We start from the raw sequence: 24971 nt of genomic DNA, 5'->3' as shown, positions 1-24971 counted from the left end.
CGGCCCCCGCCGCCGGCGGTGCGACGACATGCGCGGGGAACGGCGGATGTCTAGCGTCGGAGCATGAGCCATCCGCAGAGCTACGAGATCCTGCTGGTCCCCGGGTTCAAGAAGTCCGGCACCGGCGCCCCCGGGCCCGGCCGCGCCATCCGCTCGGCGGTCGTGGCCGCCACGGGTGAGACGGGGGCGTCGGGCTATCCCCGCTACGCGGGCGAGGGAGTGGTGGCCGACATCGACCCGTCGACCCGCACCGTGGAGGCGCTGCTGGTCGACGGTGCGGAGCTGGACTACGGGCTCTCGGTCCGGATCTCGGAGAAGAGCGTGGAAAGCGGTGCGGCCAGGCGCACGGGGGAGCCCGCGGCCGGGGGGACGCCGGAGCCCGGGGACAGCCCCGGGGGCCGGCCGGACGGCGAAGCCGCGGACGCGCCGGCCGCCTCGCCCGAGGACGAGGACACCGGGACCTGATCCCCCGGCGGACAGCGGTGAGGGGCCGGTCCTGACGGACGGGCCCCTCACCTGACGTGCCGCGCGGGGAGAGCCGCTACTGCTGCTCCGGCTGCCCCTGCTTCTGGGCCTCGACGGACTTGCGCACCTCGTCCATGTCCAGGTTGCGGGCCTGTCCGATGACGTCCTCCAGAGCCGCCTCGGGAAGAGCGCCGGGCTGGGCGAACACCGCCACGTTGTCCCGGACGATCATCAGCGTGGGAATGGACCGGATCTCGAACGCGGCCGCCAGCTCCTGCTGCGCCTCTGTGTCGACCTTGGCGAAGACCAGATCGGGGTGACGCTCGGACGCCGAGTCGTAGACCGGCGCGAACTGTCGGCACGGGCCGCACCAGGAAGCCCAGAAGTCGATCAGTACGAAGCCGTTGTCGCTGACGACCTGATCGAAGTTTTCCTTGGTGAGCTCTACGGTGCTCATGCTCAAATACCTCTTCCTCTGCCCGTTCGGACGTGTCCCGCACAACGGTGACCGCTCCTGCGCTATTCCGCCTGCCCATGTGGCCGCCGCGCACACCCACGATCAGACTGTTCGCATGACCGACACAGCGGAGGGCGCAGTGGAGAGCATCGAGTACGACGTCGTGGTGATCGGCGCGGGTCCGGTGGGAGAGAACGTGGCCGACCGGGCCCGTGCGGCCGGGCTCAGCACGGCCGTCGTGGAGTCCGAGCTGATCGGCGGCGAATGCTCGTACTGGGCGTGCATGCCGAGCAAGGCCCTGCTGCGTCCGGTCGTCGCCCGCGCGGATGCCCGGCACCTCCCGGGCCTGAGCGCCGCCGTGCGGGGGCCGCTCGATGTCGCGGCGGTCCTGGCCCGCCGCGACGCGTTCGCCTCGCACTGGAAGGACGACGGCCAGGCCGCCTGGCTGGACGGCATCGGCGCGGTGGTCCACCGGGGCATGGGCCGGCTCACCGGGGTCCGGGCCGTCTCCGTCACCGCCCCCGACGGTACGGAACAGCGGCTCACCGCCCGGCACGCCGTGGCCGTCTGCACCGGCAGCCGGGCCGTCGTCCCCGGCCTTCCCGGGCTCGCCGAGGCCCGGCCCTGGACCAGCCGCGAGGCGACCAGCGCCAAGGAGGTGCCCGGCAGGCTGGCCGTCGTCGGCGGGGGAGTCGTCGGCGTCGAGATGGCGACGGTCTGGCAGGCCCTCGGTGCCGAGGTGACGATGCTGATCCGGGGCAGTGGCCTGCTGCCGAGGATGGAGCCGTTCGCGGGCGAACTGGTCGCCCAGGCGCTCACCGGGGCCGGCGCGACGATCCGCACCGGAGTGTCCGCCACCGCCGTGCACCGGGCCGGGCAGGACGGACCGGTCACCGTGGACCTGGACAACGGTGAGCGGATCGAGGCCGACGAGATCCTCTTCGCCACCGGCCGGGCGCCGCGCACCGACGACCTGGGCCTGGAGACCGTGGACCTGGAGCCCGGCTCCTGGCTCACCGTCGACGACAGCTGCCGCGTCGAGGGAACCACCTGGCTGTACGCGGTCGGCGACGTCAACCACCGCGCGCTGCTCACCCACCAGGGCAAGTACCAGGCCCGTATCGCGGGCGCGGCCATCGCCGCCCGCGCCCAGGGCGTCCCCCTGCTGGAGACCGACCGCTGGGGCGCGCACGCGGCCACCGCCGACCACGCGGCCGTCCCCCAGGTCGTCTTTACCGACCCGGAGGCCGCTTCGGTCGGGCTCACCCTCGCCGAGGCCGAAAGAGCCGGATTCCGGGTCCGCGCGGTCGACCACGACCTGGCGTCGGTGGCGGGCGCCGGCCTGTACGCCGACGGGTACCGGGGCCGGGCCCGGATGATCGTCGACCTGGACCGGGAGACCGTGCTCGGCGTCACGTTGGTCGGTCCCGGAATCGGTGAGCTGCTGCACTCGGCGACGGTCGCGGTCGCGGGCGAGGTGCCCATCGAGCGGCTCTGGCACGTGGTCCCCGCCTATCCGACCATCAGCGAGGTGTGGCTGAGGCTCCTGGAGACGTACCGGGACGGCGGCCGCGGCTGACCCGCCTCCCGGCCTTCCTGCCGGAACCTCAATCAGTGCCTTGTTTTTCGTGTTATTCGGGGCATATTCCGACATCTTCCCCTTAAGTTGTGGGGGACTCCCCCCGGGTGGCGTCGCGCATCACGTGGATGGCGCGACGAACGGGCGACACCGATGTGCGCGGACGGATGCGCCGGACGAACCGTGGAACCGGAGCGCCGATCGCCGCACGGGCACGTGTCGGGAAAGGCAGGGCAGGTGAACGTGGTGGGGATCATCACTTCCGGTGCGGTCGCGCTGTTCATCACGGCGTTGCTCACCGCGGGCATCCGCAGGGCGGCACGCCGGCGCGGAGCGGTGGCACGTCCGGACGGCCGCCCGCCGCGCGTCCGCCTGCCGTACCTGGGCGGACCGGCGGCCGTCCTGAGCGTCACCGCCGTCACCTGGGCCGGAACCGGGCTGGGCCTCGCGGAACCGGGTACCTCCGTCCTGCCCCTGCTCGCCGCGTCCGGCGCCGTCGCCGTCGTCGGGCTCGTCCACGATCTGCGACCGCTCGGCAGCTGGCCGCGGCTGGCCGCGCAGACGGCCGCCGCGGTCGCCGTGGTGTCCTTCTCCGGGCTGTCACCGGCCGCGGGCGTGCTCGGCATGGTCTGGATCGTGTTCCTCACCAACGCCTTCAGCATGCTGGACAACTCCGACGGCGCGCTGGGCACCGTCTGTGCCGTCACGGCGGCCGGCCTGCTCGTCTGCGCCGCCGCCGACGGCCGGTCCGGCGTGGTCCTTGTGCTGACCGCGCTCATGGCCGCCCTCATCGCTCTGCTGACCCACAACTGGCACCCCGCGCGGCTCCTCCCCGGCGCGTGCGGCTCGCAGTTCACCGGCTTCGTCCTGGCGGGATGCTGCGTGCTCGTCCACGCGTCGGCGCCGCCGGAGCGAGCCGCGTGGACCGCGCTGCCGGTGCTGACACTGGTGGCCGTCACCGACACGGTGCTTGTGCTGGTGTCGCGCCGGCGGGCCTCCCGGCCGATGCTGCCGGACCGCACCGATCACATCGCCCACCGGCTGCGCCGCGTACGCCTCACCAAACCGGGCGTGGCGGTCGTCCTGGGGCTCGGCGCGGTTGCCGCGACGCTCACCGCGACCTTCGTGTACACGGGGCAGCTGCCCCCATGGGCCGGGCTCGTACCGTCGGCGGGCGCGCTGCTCGCCGTTGTGGCGCTGCTCAGGATCCCGGCGTACGCGAACGTGCTCCCGCGCCCGCCGCGCGGCCCGCGCCCCGCGAAGGTCCCCCCGGCGCCCGCTTTCCCCGCCGCCGTACCGGGTGCCCGCCCGACCGCGCCGCCCGCGCCCGGGGGCCGGCCCGCCGCCGAACTCGCCGGAGACAGAAGGTGACATGAGTACCCCGGCCCGCGAATCCGGGGCGAGCGGCATCCGCGCGAGCTGACGGAGCGGCAGCCGGCGTACACAACTCCCCTTCGGCAGTGGTCCGGTCGGTCACCCGCCGCGAGCCACGTGCGGTGTTTCCGGACGAAGATTCATTCCAGGACACCGCACGTGTGCGAGACGGTAGATTTTCCCTGACCCCGCACCGAGCGAGCGGAGCCGTACGCCGACCGACAGATCGGGAATGCCTCTCATGACCTCGCCCGCCTCCCCGGCCGACTCCGCCGCGCACCCCCACTACACGGGCGGCAGCCTTCTCGCGGTCAGCGATCTGCACGCGGGGGTCTCCGACAACCGGGCCATCGTCGAGTCGCTGCGCCCGGCGTCGGACAAGGACTGGCTGATTGTCGCGGGCGATGTGGCGGAGCAGCCGCACGACATCCAGTGGGCGCTCGGACTCCTCGCGGAGCGCTTCGCCCATGTCGTGTGGACCCCTGGAAACCACGAGTTGTGGACGGTGGACAAGGACCCCGTACGGCTGCGCGGGCAGGCCCGGTACGAGTACCTCGTCGAGATCTGCCGGAGCCTGGGGGTGACGACTCCCGAGGACCCGTTCCCCCTGTGGCCCGGCCCGGAAGGCCCGGTGGCGGTGGCCCCGCTCTTCCTCCTGTACGACTACACCTTCCGTGCCCCCGGAGCCAGCACGATGGAGGAATCGCTGGCGATCGCGCACAAGGCGGGCATCGTCTGCAGCGACGAGTACCTCCTGCACCCCGACCCCCACGCCGGACGGGAGGACTGGTGCCGCGCGCGGGTCGCCGAGACGGAGCGCAGACTGACCGCCCACGACCCGGACATCCCGCTGGTGCTCGCCGGACACTGGCCCCTCGTACGGGAACCCACCTCGGTGATGTGGTACCCGGAGTTCGCCCAGTGGTGCGGTACCGAACTCACCGCCGACTGGCACCGCCGGTTCAACGTCGCGGCCGTCGTCTACGGACACCTCCACATCCCCCGTACGACGTGGTACGACGGGGTGCGCTTCGAGGAGGTCTCGATCGGCTATCCCCGGGAGTGGCGCAAGCGCGGCCACCCACGTGGCCTGCTGAGACAGATGCTCCCGTACGAGGAACGCCCCGCGACCCCGGACGGCACCCCCGCCGGAGAACACGCACCGCACCCCGACCCCGAAGGCACCTCGTGATCGACCGGCTGCTCCCCGAGTACGTCTCCTGCGCCGCCACCCGCCGGGAAACGGTGCCGGACGGAATCCTCTTCCCCGAGGAGAGGGAAATGGTGGCCAAGAGCGTGCCCAAGCGCGTCAACGACTTCACGACCGCCCGCGCCTGCGCGCGCCGGGCCATGGCCGGCCTCGGCCTGCCGCCCGTGGCGGTACTGCGCGGCCGGCGCGGGGTACCGCTGTGGCCCGCGGGGATCATCGGCAGCCTCACGCACTGCGAGGGCTACCGGGCGGCGGCGCTGGCCCGGGCCACGGACGCCCTGAGCCTGGGCATCGACGCCGAGCCGCACGCCCCCCTGCCCGCCGGAGTGGCGGACGTGATCTCGCTGCCTTCGGAGCGCCGCTGGGACGCCCCGCCCGGCTCCGACGACGACGGCGCGGTGCACTGGGACCGGCTGCTCTTCAGTGCCAAGGAGAGCGTCTTCAAGGCGTGGTACCCGGTCACCGGGAGCGAACTCGACTTCGACGAGGCGGAGATCACCTTCGACAGGGCCGCCGGCGGCCCGGCCATGGAGGGCACGTTCGCGGCACGCCTGCTGCGTACCGACCCGGCTCTGCCGCTGACGCTGGACGGCAGATGGCGGGTCGAGGACGGCATCGCCGCCACGGCTGTCCTGGTGCCGCACGGCTGACGAGGTGGGTGCCGCACGGCTGATGGGGCGGGTGCCGCACGGCTGATGGGTGGGGTGGAAGGCTGCGTGACCGCAGGCTGTCGGCGCACCGCATCCGACGCCGCGCGCTGATCCACCAGTGACGACGGGACACCCTTGAGGCCGCGTGTGTACGGGGGCGTACGTACCGGGGGGTTGTGTACGGAGCCGGTTCAGCGTTCCCCGGCGCTCCTCAACGGGCGTCCCAGCCGTACGTTCCACCGTCCGGACCGGCCGCTCAGCTCGGTGAGCGCCAGCGGAACGACGTCGAGCCGCCAGAACCCGGCCACCGGCAGCGCCAGGCCATGGACCACAGCCGCCCGCACCACCGAGGGTCCTGCCACGGCCAGTACGCTTCCGCCGGCCCCGGCCCCGGCCCCGTCCGCGGCCGTGTCCAGCCAGCCACCGACCCGGGCGGTCAGATCACGCAGGGACTCGCCGCCGTGCGGGGCTGCCGCAGGATCGCCGAGCCACGCCGCCACCGCCTCCGGCTCCCGGGCGGTCACCTCGTCCAGCCGCTCCCCGCGCCAGCGCCCCAGGTCCCAGTCGGCCAGGGCGGCTTCGGTCCGCGCGGTGAGGCCGAGCGCCTCGGCCGTCCGCAGACACCGCTGCGAGGGTCCGCTCATGTACCGGCCGGCCGCAGGCACCGATCCGGCGGCTGCGCGGGTGCTTTGCTCTCCGGCGCGGTCCAGGGCGGCCTCACCGTCGAAGCGCGCCTCCCGCAACGCCGCGTTCATCGCAGGCGAGATCAACATCACCCGTACCGTCACGATCGTCCTCCACTCTCCTCAACTGCGGCCCCGGTGGCGCAGGTTCTCATGGTTCCGGAGGCCGGTGACCACCCCGGTCGCACCATGGCGGTGCCTGCGTACAGGCGGTATGGTCACGTCGACCATGACGACGGTGTGACGGAAGTCCGGTGAGAATCCGGCACGGTCGCGCCACTGTGTACCCGCCTCCCGCGCGGGAAGTCAGACCCGGCACCTTCGTCTGAGGCACCACAAAAGGGACGCGTGTTCCCACAGGAGGTTCTGCCATGGCACAGTCCGCTGCCCCCACGAGCGGTGCAACCGCCCTCGCCCCGATCTCGGCGAAGGCCATCGCGCCCTGGGCCGTCTTCTTCGGCGTTCTCATGCTCGTCCTGCTGTACTTCGTCGGCGCCGAGCAGGGTGCCACCGCCGTCATCTCCGGCGAAGGTGTCCACGAATGGGTTCACGACGGCCGTCACCTGCTCGGCTTCCCCTGCCACTGAGACAACAGGGGAAACTCTCGTGAACTCCATATCTGTCAGAGCTCTGCTCGTGCGCGGCATGCTGGCCGGCCTGATCGCGGGCGCGGTGGCTCTCGTCGTCGCCTACTTCCTCGGCGAGTCCCAAGTGGACGCCGCCATCGCGCTGGAGGAGGCCCACAGCCACGATCACGGCGGCGGCGAGGAACTCGTCAGCCGCACCATGCAGGCCACCGGCGGACTCGCCACCGGCATCCTGGTCTTCGGTGTGGCGATCGGCGGGATCGCCGCTCTCGTCTTCTGCTACGCCCTCGGCCGTATCGGCGGTTTCGGCCCCAGGGCCACGGCCGCGCTGATCGCGGGCGCCGCCCTGCTGACGGTGTACATCGTGCCGTTCCTGAAGTATCCGGCGAACCCGCCGGCCGTCGGTGATCCCGGCACCATCGGGAAGCGCACCGCCCTGTTCTTCCTGATGGTCGCCCTCAGCGTGCTGCTGGCCGTCGCCGCCGTGATCCTCGGCAGACGGCTCGCCCCACGCCTGGGCAACTGGAACGCGGCCATCACCGCCGCCGCCGGGTTCGTCCTGCTGATCGGACTCGCCTACGCGTTCCTGCCCTCGTTCAACGAGGTCGGCAAGGACTTCCCAGCCTCGTTGCTGTGGGAGTTCAGGATCTCCACGCTGGCCATTCAGACCACCCTCTGGACGGTCTTCGGCCTGGCCTTCGGCCATCTGACCGAGCGGCTGCTGGCACCCGGTACGGGGGTCGCGGCGACGGGGGGCGCCACGGAGCCGCACCCGGCCGGCGCGGTGAACTGACGGTTCCTGTACGAGGACCGGTACTGACGACGCACACGTACGACGGAACCCGCCGGGGCAGTCCCGGCGGGTTCCGTCGTACGCGGTGGCGGGGCAACGGCGCTACCGGGCGCCGCCCCCGAAAGTGAGTAGCGCTCGACGCGCTGGACCGGATGCACCGCACCAACATCCGCGGCACGTTCGTCGTCGGTCAGCAGGCCGCGCGCCGTCTGCGCGGCGGAGGGGCCATCATCAACTTCTCCAGCTCCGTGCTGGCGCTGTCCCTTCCCGGGTACAGCGGCTACGCCGCCACCAAGGGTGCGGTCGAGGCCATGGTCCCGATTCTCGCCCGCGAGCTGCGCGGCCGGGACATCACGGTCAACGCGGTGGCCCCGGGGCCGACCGCCACCGACCTGTTCCTGGACGGCAAGGACGAGGAGACCATCGCGAGAATGGCCGCTCGGGCGCCTCTGGAGCGGCTGGGCACCCCACAGGACATCGCGGAGGTCGTCTCCTTCCTCGCGGGCCCCGCGCGCTGGATCAACGGCCAGGTCGTACGCGCCAACGGCGGCATCGCGTGATGGCCGCGGACCTCGCCGTGCGCCGCTTGATACCGTCCGTTCGATGAGCACGCGAACACGCATTCTGGAAGTCGCGGCCGATCTGGTCAGGGAGTCGCCGGACGGGGACATCTCCACGCGTGCGGTCTGTGAGGCGGCGCGGGTCGGAGCCCCGGCCCTCTACCGGCACTTCGGTGACAAGGAGGGACTGCTGTCGGCGGTCGTCGATCATGGCTTCGACGCGTATCTGGCGGCCAAGCGGGAGCGCGACGACACGACGGACCCCGTCGAGGACCTGCGCGACGGCTGGGACGGCCATGTGGAGTTCGCCCTGCGCAACCCGAACCTCTACCGGCTGATGAACTCGCCCGCGATGCGCACACCGCCGGAGGCGGCGATCGAGTGGCACCGGATCCTGACCGGGGACCTGGAGCGGGCCGCCGCCGCCGGAAGGCTGCGTATCGCCCCGGCGCTCGCGGCACAGATGATCATGTCGGCGAACACCGGTGTGGCGCTCATGCTGGTGGCCCGCCCGGCGGCCTTCTCCGACGGCACCATGTCCCGGCGGGTGCGCGACGCCGTGCACGCCGCTGTCCTCACCCCGGACACGGTCCCCGGTGAGCCGGCGGAAGCCGGTGTCCCCTCCACGGCTGTCAGGCTGAGTGCGCTGCTGCGCCACTCGCACGAATCGGGACTCAGCACCGCCGAGGCCGCCTTGATGACGGAATGGCTGGACCGCGTGGCGAATTCCCTTCCGGCGGACGGCGCCCCGGCCTGAGCCAGCGGCCCCCGGCCGGGCCCCGGCGGGGGCGCACCGGGTTGGTGCACCCCCGGCCGGGGCCGGTTCCCGGGCGAGGTGGTCCGGGGGCGTCCCGGACCGGGGTACCGGGGCCGGAGGGTCCCGGATCAGGCCGTCCCGGGACCGGAATCCCCGGTCAGCGCGGCCGCCATCCGCAGGTGCGGCGTGGCCTCGGTGTGCCGCCCCTGGCGTTGCAGGGTGCGTCCCAGCATGAGGTGCGCGTAGTCCTCCACCGGGTCACGCTCCAGCACGGCACGCAGTTCGGTCTCGGCCTTGCCGAGCCGGGCGGAGTGGTAGTAGGCGCGGGCGAGCAGCAGGCGGGGGGCCACCTGGTGCGGCGTCTCCTCGACCAGGCCGCCCAGAATCCGGGCGGCCGTCAGGTATTCCCCGGCCTCGAAGAACATCTGTGCCCGGTCCCACCGGTCGGCGGGCGTGCCGAACTCGTAATAGGTCTCGCTCACGTGTCTTCCTCCTGCTTGTCTTCCGCGCGGGCTGCGCGAGACTTCGTGCAGCTGCGCGCTCGGGGGTGACAACACCACACAATGGTTTAACATTCCACTACATTTTCGGCGTGGGGACCGGCTCTCCGCGCCCGTACGGGAATAGGTTGTGCGCCATGAGCAATCTCGATCGCCAGGCCGCACTCTCCGTCTGCGGAGGGCGCGGCTTCGTCGTCGCCGAACCGGTACGTGAACTTCTCAGCCCGCGCCGCGTCCAGCTGGGCGAGTCCACCGAGGTACGCCGGCTGCTGCCCAACCTGGGCCGCCGCATGGTCGGTGCCTGGGCCTTCGTGGACCACTACGGCCCCGATGACATCGCCGACGAGCCCGGCATGCAGGTACCGCCCCACCCCCATATGGGTCTGCAGACCGTCAGCTGGCTCCACGACGGCGAGGTCCTGCACCGCGACAGCCTGGGCAGCCTGCAGACGGTGCGGCCCCGTGAACTGGGCCTGATGACCTCCGGCCGGGCCATCAGCCACTCCGAGGAGAGCCCGAAGTCGCACGCCAGGCTTCTGCACGGCGCCCAGCTCTGGGTCGCACTCCCCGACGCCCACCGAGACGTCGAACCGCACTTCCAGCACCACGCGGACCTGCCCGGCGTCACCGCGCCCGGCCTCACCGCCACCGTCATCCTCGGTGAACTCGACGGCGCCGTCTCACCGGGCACCGCCTACACCCCGATCGTGGGCGCGGACCTGGCCCTGACGCAGGGCGCCGAGGCCCGGCTGCCGCTGGTTCCGGACTTCGAGTACGCGGTCCTGTCCATGTCCGGCGAGGCCGAGGTCGACGGCGTACCCGTACTGCCGGGCTCGATGCTGTACCTCGGTTGCGGCCGCTCCGAACTGCCGTTGCGTGCCCTCTCCGACGCAGGGCTGATGCTCCTGGGGGGTGAGCCGTTCGAGGAGGAGATCGTCATGTTCTGGAACTGGATCGGACGGTCCCAGGAGGATATCGCACAGGCTCGCGAGGACTGGATGAACGGGACCCGTTTCGGTGAGGTGAAGGGCTATGACGGCTCTCCGATTCCAGCTCCGGAGCTGCCTGTGGTGCCGCTGAAGGCGCGGGGGAGGGTGCGCTGAGCTGGGATAATCGCCCGAACTGGCATCAGGCCGACTGGCGTGGTGAAAGCTCCGTTTCTGGTCGACTCGTAGTTGCTCGCCTAGTCCTTGGGGTGCGCTGCGGGTCTTGGGCGGGACTCCCATGCAGGGCAGGGTGTGGTGACGTTTGGTGGAACGAATGCTGACTCAATGCTGACTTTACTGACCAGTAGTCAGTTTATCTGGTGGCGGTCGTGCCCTGACCCGCAGGACGTCACAGGCCGACCCCAGGGACGTGCTGATCCGGCTCAACCAGATCGCGCGCGGCTGGGCCAACTACTTCCGGCACGCAGTCGCGAAGCACACGTTCCGCATGCTCGGGGCCTTCCCCTGGCATCGCGTGATCATGTGGCTCAATACGATGCACCGCTGGTCGTGGAAGGACGTCCGCAGCTGGCTCCTTGGCCCTCACGGATCATGGTTGCCGATCACCGCGGACGGGGTCGAACTGATCAACCTGGCGCGGACACCGGCGATCACCCCGTACCGCTACCGGGGCGACACGATCCCCAGCCCCTGGCCCACAGCCTGACAACCAGCCCGACGAGAGGAACTGTGGAGAGCCCGGTACTCGGAGACGGGTACGCCGGGTTCGGAGAGCGGCCTGGAGAAACGGGCCGGTGGCAACACCGGAACCGCGCTTCAGGCCGACTCAACCCGTGCCACCGAGCCGTCCGTGAACAACTCCCAGAGCGCGGCGTAGCGCCCGTCGACGGAAAGTAGTTCCTCATGGGTGCCGTCCTCCACAACGCGCCCGCGGTCCAGGACCACCACCCGGTCGGCTCTGGCGGCCGTGGTGAGGCGGTGCACCACGATGATGGTAGTGCGCTGCTTCGCCACCCGCTCGATCGCGTTGTTGACCTTTGTCTCCGTCGCCACGTCCAGGGACGCGGTGGCCTCATCGAGAAGCAGGATGTCGGGTGCGGCGAGCTCCGCGCGTGCGAGTGCGATGAGTTGCCGTTCGCCGGCAGAGAGGTTTCGGCCGCCCTGCGTGACTTTGTGGTTGTACCCCGCTGTCAGCGATGTGATCGTGGCGTGCGCCCCCACGGCACGCGCGGCGGCCTCCACCTCGCTGTCCGACGCTCTGGGTCTGGCATACGCGATGGCGTCGCGCACGGTTCCGGAAAAGAGGTATGGCTCCTGTGGGACGACGCCCAGCCGTTGGCGAAACTCGGTCAACTCGAGGTCGCGGAGGTCACGGCCGTCCACTCTGACCACCCCGGAGCTGGGGTCATGGAACCGTGCCGCGAGCTTGACGAGGGTGGACTTTCCTGCCCCTGTCTCACCGACGAATGCCACCGTCTGCCCTGCTGGGATGTCGAGGTCGATACCGCGGAGGGCGGGGGTGCCGTCGTCGTACCGGAACCAGACCTCATTGAAGGAGAGATGCCCACACAGAGAGCCTACTGACTGTGCGCGTGCGGCGACCGGTGTCGTTGAGCGCTCAGCGAGAAGCTCCCGGATGCGTTGGAGTGATGTAGCTGCTTGCTGGTAACTGTCGAATATCTGCGACAACTGCTGAATGGGAGCAAAGAACAGGTCGATGTAGAGAAGGTAGGCGACCAACGCTCCGGCCGTGAGGGTCCCGGTGGCCATCCGACCCGCTCCTACAGCGAGCGCTGCGGCGGCGCCCAGGGATGACAGCAGTTGCACGTACGGGAAATACAGCGCGATGAGCCACTGCCCGCGAACCCGTGCCTGACGGTACTCCCAGCTGCGTCTGGTGAAGCGTTCGACGCATTGTCCTTCCCGCTGGAACGCCTGCATGACGCGAAGTCCTGACAGTGACTCCTGCAGGTCCGCGTTAATGGTGCCGACGCGTGACCTCGCCTGAGCGTACGCACGCACGCTGTGCCGCCGAAAAGCATAGGTGCCGATGACCAGCGGCGGCAGAGTCATACAGGTGACCAGGGCGAGCTGCACGTCGATGACGATGAGGGCGATCAGGATGCCGAAGAACGTCAGCAGGGAGACGAGCGCGGCGGTGGCGCCCGTCTGCAGGAAGGCAGATAGAGCGTCCACATCTGTGGTCATCCGGGTCATGATCTTCCCAGGCAGATGGCGCTCGTAGTAGTCGAGTCCGAGACGCTGCAAGTGGGCAAAGATCTTGACGCGAAGCGCGTAGAGGGCCCGCTCGCCAGTGCGCCCGGCTAGCCGTAGGGCCCCGGTCTGCACGGCCCACTGCCCCAGCGCCAGGGCGAATGCCAGTGCTGAAGCCGTCCACACCGCGTTCACCGCAAGGCGCTGGACACCGTCGTCGATCCCGCGCCGGATGAGGATCGGCAAAAGCAGCGAGGCGAGCGTGTCCAGGATGACAAGCGTCAGAGCCAGGGTGAACGGCGTGCCGAGACCGTGCAGGAGGCCGCGCAATCCGTATGCCGACTCGGCTCTTTCGGCCGTGGGTTCGTGCACGTTCGGGAGATCGGCGGCCTTGACCGTCCCGGTGCCGATCGGAGAGAGGGTCCGTGGATTTGGGAGGTCGACACCAATGCCAGGCATCGGGGGTTCATCAGCCGCGCCATCCGTGTCGTCCCCCTCAGAGTCTTCGACACGTTCCGCGGTGTCGGAGAGCAGCCGGCGGTACAGGCCGCAGCGGGCCTGCAACTCCTCCTGAGTGCCTACATCGTGCAGCGCACCGTCTTCCAGGACCGCGACGCGGTCAGCCAACGCCAGCATGGAGCGGCGGTGAGTGATGAGCAGCACCGTACGCTCGGCGACGGCGGTACGCAATGACGTCTGGATGTCCCGCTCTACCTGCGCGTCAACCGCCGAGGTCGCGTCGTCCAAGATCAAGACACGATGCTCGGGGAGAAGCGCGCGCGCCAAGGCGACGCGCTGGCGTTGACCACCCGACAGGGTCATGCCCCGCAGGCCGATGACGGAGTCGTAACCCTGTGGCAGATGCGTTGTGAACCCATGTGCCAGGGCGGTCCGGGCTGCGGCCACCACCTCCTCATCGCTGGCATCCGGCTTGCCGTAGGCGATGTTGTTGCGAATGGACTCCGCGAAAAGGAAACTTTCGTCGAAGACGACGCCGACGGCGGAGCGCAGGGATGTGATGGTGAGGTCGCGTACGTCATGGCCGCCGACGCGCACCGCCCCTGCGTCGACGTCGTAAAAGCGCGGCACCAGCATGGCGGCTGTGGACTTGCCGCTGCCGGAGGCGCCGATCAGTGCGACGGTCTCCCCAGCCTGAATGTCCAACGAAAAGTCCCTGAGCACGGTGGTGTCGCTGCTGTAGCCGAATGTGACGTGATCGAACTCGATACTCATGGGGCCGGCGACGTCCAGATCGTGCGCTTGCGGCCGGATCGCCATCACGGGCTGGGCGTCGATCACGGCGAACAATCGCTCGGCGCTCGCTCTGACCTGTGGCCCGAGCGTGACCATCGTGGCGAGGATCCGGACCGAGCCGACGAGTTGCGCGACATAGGCGGAAAAGGCGACGAAGGTCCCCAGGGAGAGGTCCCCCCGGGTGGCCATCCATCCGCCGAGGGCGAGCACGCCGACCTGTCCCAGAGTGGGCACGGCCTGCAACGCGGGTGTGTAGCGCGCGTTGAGCCGGACCGTGCGCAATTTCGCCGTGAACAACTTGGTGCTGGCCGAGCGCAGTCTGTGCAACTCCTGCTGCTCCCTGCCGAACCCTTTGACCACCCGCACGCCCCCCACGGCCCCGTCGACCACCGATGCAACCGCCGCGGCTTGCTGCTGTGCCTGCTGGGTGGCGGGAAAGAGATGGCGGTGGCTGCGCTGGGCGATGTACTGCAGAGCCGGTGCGGCCACGAGCACAATCAGGGTGAGTGGAGGAGACAATACGAGCATGACCACGATGGAGAAGACGAAGAGCATCGTGTTGCCGATCGCAGTCGGCAACAGGCTCAACTGCCTCTGAACCAGCTGGAGATCGCTAGTGCTACGGCCGACGATCTGCCCTGTGGACAGGGCGTCCTGCCTTGTGCCGTCGAGGGCCACGATCGCCCGGTACATCGCGGTGCGCAGGTCGTGCTGCACGTCGAGGGCGAGGAGGCTCGCGTAATAGCGGCGGACGAAGGTCAGACCGTAGACCAGCCCGGCAGAGATGACAAGCAGCGTGATCCACAGTCTGACGGGCCGACCGCCGTCACCATGTCTCACGTCGTCGATGACCGCCCTCGGGATGAGGGGCACAAGCGCAGTTATGCCCACTCCGCAGATCGACGCGCCGAAAGCTAGCGCTAGGTTGCGGCGATGGGGCAGGCAGTGCCGGATCAATCGAGATGCCCACATTCCGCCGCCCGAATCGGTGCTCAACGGATACCTCCATGTCGACCGGCGCACCGACATCGCAGCAACCGGTCGCGTAGACACGGCTTGGTGCGCCACGCGCCCTCCGGATGCGATCAGCGCCCGCCAGTAAATCGTTGTACCACGTGGAAGCAAGATCCGCGCCACCCTACAGCGCCGGCCAAGCGAGCACGTCCGCACGTGCCGCACTGTCCTGTCTCCAGCCTCCGCGGCCCTGACCTGCAGTGCAGTCAAATACCGTCTCAGACAACGACGTTGCGGTCCAGCCGCACGGGATCGCGATCTCAACCCAGCTTTGTCGATCTCCTTGACCACGATTCATGGCTGGTGCAACGATGCACCAACCTAGCCGGGTAGTTACTTGCGGTCTGGGTTCAGCCAGCGGCGATCCGGGTGCCCGCACTCGCGTCCGCACACACTGCCCAGTTGGATACGGAGTCTCATCAATGCGTCAGACAGATTCACTTACCGCCCTCTTGTCATGGGCGGCTGGTTACCCCGGCATGGACATCGCGCCGACGCAGGGCGAAGTGACCTCAGAGGAGCTTGTCGAGGCTCTGGTTGCCCATCGGCTCACGGGGCGATTCCTGGCCCGATGGGCCGACTCGGCACAGCCAGAGGGGTACTTCGAGGTCGTCGGCTCGCTGGCAGAGATCGACGCGCGGATCGCCGCCCGCGCACAAGCACACACAGCGCATGTCCTCCGACTCCAGAGCCTGGGCGACCAGGACCGTCCAACTCTTCTGATCAAGGGGTTCACGCCGCACTACAACACCCGCGGCCGTGCGCCGCACCATGGCTCCAGCGATATCGACCTCCTTCCCCGCGATCCAGTGGAGTTCATGTCACTCGCCCGTTCTCTGGGGTACCAGGATTTCGAGCGTTACGTAGGGTTCCACGAGGTGGGATACCTCGTGCTCGGGGACGCGGAGGACCGCGAATCCCAGGTGATGCTCGACATCCACCGGGGGTTTCCGGTGTTCGCCTTCCCCCACAGTCAGGATGGCGGCCACAGAGTTGAGGGCCGCATCGACATCGATCCGATGGGTTCTGATCCGTCCGCGATCCGATCTCTGATCAGCTACGAGGACCTCGCGGAACAATGGCACTGGGTGGACGTTCCGCACGGCAGGATCGCCATGTTGCGTCCCGAAGCCGCCACACTTGTCACGTGTGCCCACATATACAAGAACTGCACAAACCGGGCCTGGCGCTATCCGATGGCGAATTTGCCGTTGGGTGAGCTTGCGGACGCCCTGGATATGGCGAGGGAGGATGAGTTCGATGCACAACGATTCCGCGATCTGGTCGAAAGGTTCCATGCGACGGATGCTGTCGCATTCGTCGCCCACGCGGCTGAGCACCTCATCGGGAACGTGCCAGCGGGTCTGAAGCGTTATTCAGGTTACCCGTTGTGGAACTCACGTGTCCTCTGGGCTGACTTCGACCACCCGTTGGCTGTTTCGTGGCCCACACCCCTCGAGGACTTCGAGAATCTAGTCGTCCGCAGCCAGGAACCGTCCGAGTACGTGCGCAACCTGGGTGCGACTAATGTCCACGCGATGGCTTCCGGCGAATCGTCGCCATGCTATGCGCTCGGATCCGAGGGCATAGGCGTCATAACGCACCGCCGAAACTTGCACGCAATCCACGCGACCCTGCAGATCACCTGGGACGACGATATTCTCGTCTTTCGTATCACCCCACAGTCGTCACCGGATGGTGAGACTCGGGTATTTTTCAACTTCGGGGTCCCGGTCTACGAAGTCGTCGTGCCTTCAGAGGGGAAACCCGTGGTACTGGACTCCACCCAAGGCCGAAGGGCGGAGGGCGGTCCTCAGTGCGAGATCGTCAGTGCCGAAGAGAAGGGAACGCGAATGCTTGTGGCCCAATTCCCTCTACGCCTCCTGGGCGGCGCTGTCACGGCAGGTCTTCCACGCGAGTGCCACGCTCTGGTGGGCGTCAGGCAGGCCGTGCCCGGGTCGGAAAGGAACGCGACGGTGGTCTCACCCCTACGCATCATTTCCACCGGACGCCCCGGCCTCGTGGAGGGAGTGAAGTGATGTTTCAAGCTGTGATCGGCATTGACTACCCGATCATCGGCGCTATTCCCTCTGGAGCTCTTGCAAAAAGTGGCTACGCGGCGCCACTCTTCATCAAGTCTGCTGTCGGTATTCTCCGGGAAGACCTATACGGAGTCAGTCTTAGCCTCAAAGAGGAGACACGCAGAACGGCCCACTGAACGACGCAGGGAGAACCACTTAGGAGCGGGGCGCGCTGGGCCCTGTCGAAGAAGGCGCCTCGTTTTTGCACGGCGGAATTAGAGTTCCGCTCCGTCGAGAATGTGAAAAGCTTTGAACCGCCCAGTTAGTTTTGCAGAGGTCATCGGGCAGCAGCATTGCAAGAATCGGTATGTAACGGCTCCTCGGTCTAATGGTGCGGCCGAGCTCGTGATGCGACGCTGGACGGCAGCGGAATTCTTCGATTTCTCGCTATCTTGTGTCGACACAAAATTGGCTAGCAGAAATTGCGTAGGTATATATCCGTGAGGCTATGGGGGCGGTCATGAAGTTCAGTCTATTTTACTTTGCGCACTCGGCGCAGACGCCTGGAACTGACTATGAACTGCTGTTCGAGGGGGCCCGCTTTGCGGATTCGGCTGGTCTGCATGCTGTCTGGACACCGGAACGCCACTTCCATGAGTTCGGCGGACAGTTTCCGAACCCCGCGGTGACTGCGGCAGCCCTCGCAACGATGACCTCAAATGTGCAACTGAGGGCCGGTAGTTTGGTCGCCCCGTTGCACGACCCGATTCGCATCGCCGAGGAATGGGCAATGGTTGATCGAATGTCAGGCGGGCGGGTCGGGATTTCATTCGCTTCGGGATGGCGCCAGCAGGACTTCGCCCTCGCCGATAGACCGTTCCAGGAACGGCGGCACGTCACCGAACGGACCATTGATACCGTCCGGGCGTTGTGGTCCGGTGGATCGGTTATCCGTCCGGATCCGTCAGGCGCGCCCGTAGAGATAGAGACTTTCCCAAGACCTGTACAGTCCGAGCTGCCGGTCTGGCTGACCACCGGTGGCCGGACCGACACGTACCGGACCGCCGGGTCTCTAGGTGCGAACGTCCTGACCCACCTACTCGGACAGGACTTGGATCGCCTGCGCGCCAATATCACTGCCTACCGCACCAGTTACCGACGGTACGCGGGCGGGCCTGAGCGCGGGAGTGTCACCGTCATGCTGCACACCTTCCTGGGGGCAGACCGGGACGAGGCCCGGAGCAGCTGCATTGGCCCCATCGCCAACTATCTGCGTGGCTCGATGGACCTGTGGGCTGCCGGCGACCTTGGGGCTGGGGCAGATCTCAAGCAACTCAGCTCCGCTGACCTTGACTTCGTGCTTGGTCGGGCGACGGACCGTCTGCTAGACGAGGCCACTGCGATCGGCTCGGTCGCCAGCGTTCAGGGCCTACTGGGCAGCCTCGCTGACTGTGGAGTCGACGAGATCGCTTGCCTGATCGACTTCGGGGTCGAGCCGCAGGCCGTACTCGCATCGCTGCCGCTGATCGCCGAACTAGCCCAGGGCACAAACCCCGTGCATTCAGAGGTGTATGCGTGACCAGGACCGACTCAACTCCACTCCCGCCAGCCGCAAGGCCGCGAAGGTACTGCTTCGTGTTCACCGGGGCTGCAGACTTCCATGACGAGCGTTTGGTCGCCCCAGCAGAATTCGTGCCGGCGATCCGGGAGAGCCTGCAACGGGGCGCCGACCTGCTGGACCACCTCGACAGGCCAACTGCGGCTGGCAAGATTCGTCAGGCCCTGATGGGTCGTCATGTCGTCTTCCGTGAGCTGGATGGTATCTGGGGCCTGCGCCTCTTTCTTGACCTCGGCTTCGCCCGTCAGCTCCAGGAATCCGGAGTCACCGCTGACGCGGTAATCGGTACCTGCGTCGGAGAACTGGCCGCCGCAGTGGTTGCCGGCCTGGTCACTGAGAGCGAGGCACTGCAGGTCGCTCTGCTTCAGGCCGACGCGTTGGTGACCGGCGCCGAGGGTGCGATGGTCGCCGTCGATACGGACCACGATCGGTTCCGCCGGGTCTTGGTGGAGACCGGCCTCCGCCAGGCCGCTGCGAACAGCGACCGGCACTTCGCCGTGACCGGTGACCACCGAGCAGTACAGCGGGCGCGAGAGGTCTTCGAGAACGCTGGCGACATCTGCCGGCTACTCGAGGTCGAGGTCGCCGGCCACCGTCCAATCCACCCACGGCATTGGTCCCGACTACGGAAGTTGACCGAAGGGCTGCCCCTCCGAATGCCAACTCTGCCTATCATCTCAAGCGTCACGGCGGAGCCGTTGACGGACGGCGTGCCGCTCGACCACTGGGTCAGACACCTGCAACAGCCCATTCTGTTCGGCGCCGCCGCCCGCAGGCTGGCCACGGAGTTCCCCCAACACTCCTGGCGGTTCATTCAGTTTGGGCCAGGCCGATCGGTCTCACGGTTTCTGGCGGCACTGCCCGATGTCGACGCTGATTGCATCGCCACTCAGCCGCTGCCCATGGCCGGCTCGGCGGAGCAACTCGACGCGCTCCACTTGGCCGTCACCGCATTGCGTCCCGGTCCGCGCCCGGAGGACGTTCCGGTGACCACCTGCCGGACCACGCTGTGACCGCCTCGATCGTGCTCGCCGATGGCCCTGGCGTGGGCAAGTCGATGGCCACCATCGGCCTCTGTGCGGCCGTGGCAGCGTTGGGAGGCCGGGTTGCCCCATTCAAGGCTGTGCTGGTCACCGACGACCCGCAAGCGAGTGGAATGGAGGGGCACCTCCTCGCGGCCGGGCTGCGCGAGGACCCGAGAGTCGGCCCGGTTGTCGTGCGGCGCTCCGCGGTCGACTGCGGCGAGGCGGAGTTGATGGGCCGTCGCATCGGCGCAGTCCGCTTGCGTGGGCGGGACTCCGTCGATCTAACCAGCCTCGCCGGACGCGGGTACCAGGACGCCCATGACGCCGTACTGGCAGCACTCGACGGCCTGCTGTGCACCTTCGAACACGTCGTCCTCGAAGGTGCGGGCGGTCTCGATGAGCTTGACTCTGCCACCGACCTGCCGAATGTCCTCGCTCCCCGTGCCGTCGACGCCGCCACCTACATCCTCACCAGATGCCCTGGTTACTACCCTCAGGCACGGATCCGATCCATGGAGACTGTTCTGTCCGCCATCGGCACCGAAACATCCGGACACTTGCTGACCGGCTGTTCCGGCTCTTGCCGCGCGCCGAGCCAGGCCGGGCTGCAGCCCTTGCTAGGGCATATCCCGTTGCTTGATCGAATCGCTCCCGGGCTACCGCAGCAGATCAGCGTGGCCAGTGCACGGGCCTACGTATCGGCCTGTGAAAGCGCCATCAGGGGATACGCCCCAGCCCTGCTCACGAGGGTGGCTCCCGAACGGTCGTACGGGCTGTCATGAGCGGAATACTCCTTGCACACCTCAGTGACACTCATCTTCGAGCTGGGGGAGATGATGACATTTCAGGCCATAGGCTCAACTCTGCCTTCGGTCGCCTAGCCCGACTCGAGGCGCCAGTGGATGCGGTCGTTGTCACCGGCGACCTGACGCACGACGGCGCTCCAGAACAGTATCGGCAGTTCCAGAGGTCACTCGACCAAGCCGAATCACCGGTCCTCCTAGTGAAGGGCAACCACGACCAGGAGGAGGAAATACGCCGGCTGGCGCGACACCCGAAGGTGTTCGGCCCGGGCGAGGACCAAAAGGAGTTCTTCCAGTACGTCGCGGATGTCGGTGGCCTTCGAGTCGTGGTCTGCGACACAACCGTCAGGGGCGAGCATTGGGGCATGCTGTGTGACACACGGCTGGCATGGCTCCGGGCCGTGCTGGCCGACGACCCCCAGCACCCCACGGTGGTCGCGATGCACCATCCGCCGCTTACGGTGGGCATCCCGTACCTTGACGAGATCGGGCTGCTCAACCGCGATGAAGTAGCTCGGATCATCGCCTGCGCTCCCAACGTGCTTGCCGTGCTGTCCGGTCACATCCACCGGGTCGTCTTTGGCCGCATTGGTGCGGCCCAGGTCGTCACCGCGCCGAGCACCTACCGCGCCTGCGCCTTCAAGCTCTCGAGCGGATTCGGCGCATACACCAAGGAAGCGCCAGGGATAGCGGTCCACGCTGTCAGCCTCGGCGCCGATGCCAGCATCGTCTCCCACCTGCTAGCGCTCGAGGAGGGGGACCGCACCGAGTGGACCCGCTCCGCAGCCCCCAGAAGCTCCTGACCGCACAATCAACCGCGACGAACCCCTCATCATCCGGCACGGCCCGGAGCACTCGCACGACAAGAGAGGCGTAATCCGTGTCCCCGTCTGCACCTGAGCTCAGTCCTCTGGAGAGCATGGTCGCCCGCATCCTGGGTGACGTCCTCCGGAAACCATCCCTGGGCGTGGATGACGATTTCTTCACCAATGGCGGGGACTCCATCCGCGCGATGCAAGCGGCGGCTGCCATCCGCGACGAGCTCGACGCTGAGTTGCCGCTGCACATTCTCTTCGAGGCGCCGACCGCAAAGGAGTTGGTGCAGCTGCTACTCCACGATCCGACTTCACCACGCGACCGGACCAGTCCCGCGGTCCGGGCCACGCCGGGCGCCAACGTGCCGGCCTCGTTCCAGCAGGAGCAGCTCTGGCTCAGCGAGAAGATCGACTCGCAGAGCACGAGGGCGTACGTGCTGTCGTTTGACCTGGAGTATCGAGGCACGGTTGACCCTGACCGTCTAAAAGCCGCCTGGCGCAAACTGCAGACACGGCACACCGCGCTGCGCCTCCGATTCACCGAGCGGGACGAGGCACTGCTGCAGAGCATTGAGGCCGCCACCGAGCTGACCGTGCTCGACCATCGGGCAGCCGCCCTAGGCGTCGACGCCGTGGTCCAGGCCACACACGCCCGGTTGTCCGCCAGTATCGGCACCATGACCGAGGGGCGGCTACTGGCCGCCGAGGCCGTGCGAGTCGAGGACGAGGTCACCAGAATCGTGGTCAGCGCACACCATGCGATCCTCGATGCGTTCTCCGTTCGAGTGGCAGTCACCGACTTCATCCGGATCTACGAGCAGGCTGATGGAAGCGACCTTGGGTACTCCGACTACCGCGAGTACGCAGCCCGGCAACGCAGCGAGTGGACGATCGAGGACAGCCGTGTCGCCGCAGCCGCCGATGCACACCGCCCGCCCGCATCCCCCGCCACACTGCCAGCCAGCGAGCGGTCGCCTGCGGCGCGGTCCTACCGGGGGGAGACCGTCAGCAGGCCGATCGACGCCGAGCTGAGCGCGTCAGTCCGGTGCCTGGCGGAGAAGCACGGGGCCACGCCGTTCATGGTCCTGCTGGCGGCGGCCGCGAGCGTCCTGAGTGACTACTCAGGACAACGACGACTAACGCTCGGCGTCCCGTGCGCCAACCGCCTCGAGCCGGAGGCCGGTCCGCACGGAGTCGGCTTCTACGCCAACGTGGCTCCAGTCAGCGTGGAACTGCGTCGGTCGGACAGCGGCACTGAGTTGCTCGAGCAAGTGCGCCAGGCCAGCCTCAACGCATACCGTCGGGAGAGCGTGCCGTTCCTGCTCCTTGCCAACCGATTGCACGCCGTCCGAGATCACAGGACGAATCCCGTATACCAGTTCCTGGTCGGTCACCACCACAAGCTCGGCACGATCCATACCGAGAGCGGAATTTGGGCGCTCCAGCGGCTCGACTCTGCACACGCCTTCCTCGATCTGCAGCTCGAGTTCGAGGAGACCGCCAGGGAGTTCACTGCGGTGTGGCGGTTCGACACCTCGGCGGTGGAAAGCGGGACAGTGCAGAAGATGGCGGACGACCTCGACCGGAGTCTGCGCACCCTGGTAGAGCACCCCGAGCGCGAACTCGGTGCAACCGTCCGGACCGTCGCTCCAAGTGAGTTGGTCGGTGCAGCCACCGAGGCGCCGGTCGACGACGTGCTGACCATGGTGGCTCGGCATGCTGCCCAGCACCCGCACGCGGTTGCGGTACGCCACGGCGGACAGAGCCTCGACTACATCGAGCTTCTTGGCCTCGCAGGCGCGGCTGCGGCCGAACTCGCGACCGCCGGTGTCTCCGAAGGAGACCGCGTGGGGATTCTGTTGAAGAGGACGGAGCGCCTCGTCGTTGCCCTGCTTGCAGCCTGGCAGATCGGTGCGGTGTGTGTACCGCTCGGCGACGACCTTCCTGACGCTCGGCTTGCGACGATGCGAGATGTCGCCGGGCTCTCTGCAGCCCTAGTTGACGACCAGACCCACTCCCGGGTGGACGGTTGGGGTATTCCCGGCGTACGGCTGGACCAGATCCACTCGTCGACCCTTGTGTCTGACCTGAAGGCCCATCAGAGGCCTGCAGCGGCGTATGTGATGTTCACTTCCGGGACAACGGGTGAACCACGGGGAGTGCTGGTGGGCCACGCGGCACTGGCCTCCCGGATCACAGCCCTGGCCGCCCGGCTGGGGGCGAGCAGTTCGGACACACTTCTCGCGACGAGCCCGATCACCTTCGACATCTCGCTGCTCGAACTTCTGCTACCCCTCTGCGTGGGAGGGGCGGTCGACGTCGCCCCCGCACTACCGGACGGCATCGAAGAGATGGTCGACCGGCTTCAAAACGGTCAGGTGACCCTGCTCCAAGCCACGCCGTTCGGCTGGGAGTGCCTGCTGGAGACCGGCTGGTCCCCCGAACCGCCCTTGCAAGTGCTGGTCGGTGGAGATGCGCTCCCGCCTGAGTTGGCGGTCCGACTGGTGGCCACCGGGTGCCAGGTCACCAACCTCTATGGGCCCACTGAGGCGACCATCTGGGCCACGGCAGCTGACCTGACTGAGGACACGGTGGACGGCGCGGCGCCACGGGTACAGGTTGGCCAGCCCCTGCGGGATACCTCGATTCGGATACTCGACGGGGAGCTCTCAGTGGTGCCGAAGGGTGTGCTCGGCCAGGTGTGGATCGACGGGGAGGGGCTGGCCACGGGATACCTCCGCAGGAACGGCGAGATCACCGAGCTACCGGGTGTCGATCCCAGCACGGGCGGTCCCGGATACCCGACCGGTGACCTCGGACGGATCACGGCCGAGGGGCGGCTGGAGATCCACGGCAGGCTGGACGATCAGCTGAAGGTCCACGGCTACCGGGTCGAACCCGCAGAGCTCGAAGCCTGCCTGCTGCGACACCCGGAAGTTGAGGCCGCCGCTGTGACGGCTATGAGGACCGGCGGCGCCGTCCAGCTGCAAGCCTTTTACCGGCCGGCGCCCGGCTCATCGCCGGACCCCATGCAGCTGCGCGCACACATGGCGGCTACGCTGCCCCCATTCCTCATCCCCGCCGTGTTCCGGCCGTTGGACCGGATACCAGTAACCCGGCACGGGAAAACTGACAGGCGCGCCCTGCGGGATGATCTGCTGTCTGGTGCGACGGAGACCGACTGGACGCCCGCCGAGACAGCGGTCGCCGCCCTCTGGGCCGAAGTGCTGGGCAGTGAGCCAGCTGATCAACAGGCACACTTTTTCGCCTCCGGCGGCTCCTCCCTGCATGCGATTCGCATGGTCAACCGCCTCAACTCTGCGACTACAGGCGGGCTCACAGTCCGGGCCTTCTTCGACAACCCAACGGTCGCTGGCGTTGCCGCGCTGCTGGAGACCGACCCCGCCACGGCCCTCGGGGCCACCCCACACGCCGGCCCGACGGCTGGCATGGCGCGTGTCTGGAACGCTGGCCGAAGCACTGGAGGTACTGCGCGATGATGGACATCAAGTTTCCGCTTTCGGTGGAGCAGGAGGGGTTGTGGTTCGTGGAGGCGTTGGGGGGTGAGATTGCGCCTTACGGTGTGCCGTTTATGTTGAGGCTTTCAGGTTCTTTTGATGTGCCGTTGTTGCAGGGAGCTCTGCG

Annotated in this window: 20 protein-coding genes and 1 pseudogene; 17 read left to right on the top strand and 4 right to left on the bottom strand. The window is 68.0% G+C overall.

Features of this window, described 5'->3' with window-relative positions; translation table 11 throughout:
* Positions 1-63: 63 nt before the first annotated feature.
* Positions 64-465, top strand: a complete 402-nt coding sequence (locus tag ACIGJO_RS31430; protein WP_399964001.1) for a hypothetical protein — start codon at positions 64-66, stop codon at positions 463-465.
* A gap of 76 nt (positions 466-541) precedes the next feature.
* Here the strand turns inward: ACIGJO_RS31430 and trxA are convergent, their stop codons facing one another.
* Positions 542-922: a thioredoxin gene (gene trxA, locus ACIGJO_RS31425; RefSeq protein WP_399963999.1), complete on the bottom strand. Its 381-nt coding sequence runs from the start codon at positions 920-922 to the stop codon at positions 542-544.
* Between the two features lie 115 nt (positions 923-1037).
* On the opposite strand from trxA, the gene ACIGJO_RS31420 reads away from it, so the two are divergent.
* The 4 genes from ACIGJO_RS31420 (at position 1038) to ACIGJO_RS31405 (ending at position 5735) form a co-directional block, all read left to right on the top strand.
* Positions 1038-2501 (top strand): dihydrolipoyl dehydrogenase family protein, encoded by a 1464-nt coding sequence (locus ACIGJO_RS31420; protein ID WP_399963997.1) that lies wholly within the window; start codon positions 1038-1040, stop codon positions 2499-2501.
* Between the two features lie 246 nt (positions 2502-2747).
* The gene (locus ACIGJO_RS31415) at positions 2748-3872 is read left to right on the top strand and encodes an MraY family glycosyltransferase (RefSeq protein WP_399963995.1); all 1125 of its coding nucleotides are present in this window, start codon (positions 2748-2750) and stop codon (positions 3870-3872) included.
* A 244-nt stretch (positions 3873-4116) separates the two neighbouring features.
* Complete coding sequence (locus ACIGJO_RS31410; RefSeq protein WP_399964149.1) at positions 4117-5067, top strand: metallophosphoesterase family protein; 951 nt, start codon at positions 4117-4119, stop codon at positions 5065-5067.
* The gene (locus tag ACIGJO_RS31405) at positions 5064-5735 is read left to right on the top strand and encodes a 4'-phosphopantetheinyl transferase (protein WP_399963993.1); all 672 of its coding nucleotides are present in this window, start codon (positions 5064-5066) and stop codon (positions 5733-5735) included. The genes ACIGJO_RS31410 and ACIGJO_RS31405 overlap by 4 nt, the downstream gene beginning before the upstream one ends.
* A gap of 191 nt (positions 5736-5926) precedes the next feature.
* Here the strand turns inward: ACIGJO_RS31405 and ACIGJO_RS31400 are convergent, their stop codons facing one another.
* The gene (locus ACIGJO_RS31400; RefSeq protein WP_399963991.1) at positions 5927-6508 is read right to left on the bottom strand and encodes a histidine phosphatase family protein; all 582 of its coding nucleotides are present in this window, start codon (positions 6506-6508) and stop codon (positions 5927-5929) included.
* 281 nt (positions 6509-6789) lie between these two features.
* Between ACIGJO_RS31400 and ACIGJO_RS31395 the strand changes: the two genes are divergently transcribed.
* The 4 genes and pseudogenes from ACIGJO_RS31395 (at position 6790) to ACIGJO_RS31380 (ending at position 9115) form a co-directional block, all read left to right on the top strand.
* Positions 6790-7005 (top strand): CbtB-domain containing protein, encoded by a 216-nt coding sequence (locus ACIGJO_RS31395; protein WP_399963988.1) that lies wholly within the window; start codon positions 6790-6792, stop codon positions 7003-7005.
* Positions 7006-7024: 19 nt separating this feature from the next.
* A complete protein-coding gene (locus tag ACIGJO_RS31390) occupies positions 7025-7798 on the top strand; it encodes a CbtA family protein (RefSeq protein ID WP_399963986.1) in 774 nt (257 codons plus the stop codon).
* Between the two features lie 134 nt (positions 7799-7932).
* Positions 7933-8358, top strand: a pseudogene (locus ACIGJO_RS31385) (SDR family oxidoreductase); the annotation flags it as partial.
* A gap of 43 nt (positions 8359-8401) precedes the next feature.
* A complete protein-coding gene (locus tag ACIGJO_RS31380) occupies positions 8402-9115 on the top strand; it encodes a TetR/AcrR family transcriptional regulator (RefSeq protein WP_399963984.1) in 714 nt (237 codons plus the stop codon).
* Between the two features lie 128 nt (positions 9116-9243).
* Here ACIGJO_RS31380 and ACIGJO_RS31375 read toward each other — a convergent pair whose 3' ends face one another.
* Positions 9244-9597 carry a tetratricopeptide repeat protein gene (locus ACIGJO_RS31375; RefSeq protein ID WP_399963981.1) on the bottom strand — a complete coding sequence of 118 codons (354 nt, stop codon included), beginning with the start codon at positions 9595-9597 and terminating at the stop codon, positions 9244-9246.
* A 155-nt stretch (positions 9598-9752) separates the two neighbouring features.
* Here ACIGJO_RS31375 and ACIGJO_RS31370 point away from each other — a divergent pair, with 155 nt between their 5' ends.
* Both ACIGJO_RS31370 and ACIGJO_RS31365 read left to right on the top strand, forming a co-directional pair.
* Positions 9753-10718: a pirin family protein gene (locus tag ACIGJO_RS31370; RefSeq protein WP_399963979.1), complete on the top strand. Its 966-nt coding sequence runs from the start codon at positions 9753-9755 to the stop codon at positions 10716-10718.
* 217 nt (positions 10719-10935) lie between these two features.
* Complete coding sequence (locus ACIGJO_RS31365) at positions 10936-11268, top strand: group II intron maturase-specific domain-containing protein (RefSeq protein ID WP_399964147.1); 333 nt, start codon at positions 10936-10938, stop codon at positions 11266-11268.
* Between the two features lie 110 nt (positions 11269-11378).
* On the opposite strand, the gene ACIGJO_RS31360 is transcribed toward ACIGJO_RS31365, so the two are convergent.
* Positions 11379-15002, bottom strand: a complete 3624-nt coding sequence (locus ACIGJO_RS31360; protein ID WP_399964145.1) for an ABC transporter ATP-binding protein — start codon at positions 15000-15002, stop codon at positions 11379-11381.
* Positions 15003-15523: 521 nt separating this feature from the next.
* Here ACIGJO_RS31360 and ACIGJO_RS31355 point away from each other — a divergent pair.
* From ACIGJO_RS31355 to ACIGJO_RS31330, 6 genes are all read left to right on the top strand, one after another.
* Positions 15524-17083 (top strand): nucleotidyltransferase family protein, encoded by a 1560-nt coding sequence (locus tag ACIGJO_RS31355; protein WP_399963978.1) that lies wholly within the window; start codon positions 15524-15526, stop codon positions 17081-17083.
* Between the two features lie 502 nt (positions 17084-17585).
* Complete coding sequence (locus ACIGJO_RS31350; protein ID WP_399963976.1) at positions 17586-18644, top strand: MupA/Atu3671 family FMN-dependent luciferase-like monooxygenase; 1059 nt, start codon at positions 17586-17588, stop codon at positions 18642-18644.
* A 56-nt stretch (positions 18645-18700) separates the two neighbouring features.
* Positions 18701-19696, top strand: a complete 996-nt coding sequence (locus ACIGJO_RS31345; protein WP_399963974.1) for an acyltransferase domain-containing protein — start codon at positions 18701-18703, stop codon at positions 19694-19696.
* Positions 19693-20490, top strand: coding sequence for a hypothetical protein (locus ACIGJO_RS31340; protein WP_399963972.1), 798 nt, complete (start codon positions 19693-19695; stop codon positions 20488-20490). Before ACIGJO_RS31345 ends, ACIGJO_RS31340 begins: the two co-directional genes overlap by 4 nt.
* On the top strand, positions 20487-21314 hold the full coding sequence (locus ACIGJO_RS31335) for a metallophosphoesterase (protein ID WP_399963970.1): 828 nt from the start codon (positions 20487-20489) through the stop codon (positions 21312-21314). Before ACIGJO_RS31340 ends, ACIGJO_RS31335 begins: the two co-directional genes overlap by 4 nt.
* 116 nt (positions 21315-21430) lie before the next feature.
* On the top strand, positions 21431-24826 hold the full coding sequence (locus ACIGJO_RS31330; RefSeq protein ID WP_399963968.1) for an AMP-binding protein: 3396 nt from the start codon (positions 21431-21433) through the stop codon (positions 24824-24826).
* Positions 24827-24971: the final 145 nt, after the last annotated feature.

The sequence above is a fragment of the Streptomyces sp. NPDC079020 genome (assembly GCF_044542225.1).
Classification (GTDB): Bacteria; Actinomycetota; Actinomycetes; order Streptomycetales; family Streptomycetaceae; genus Streptomyces.
The sequence above is the reverse complement of the archived record's forward strand: the minus strand, read 5'-3'. Positions and strand labels throughout refer to the sequence as shown.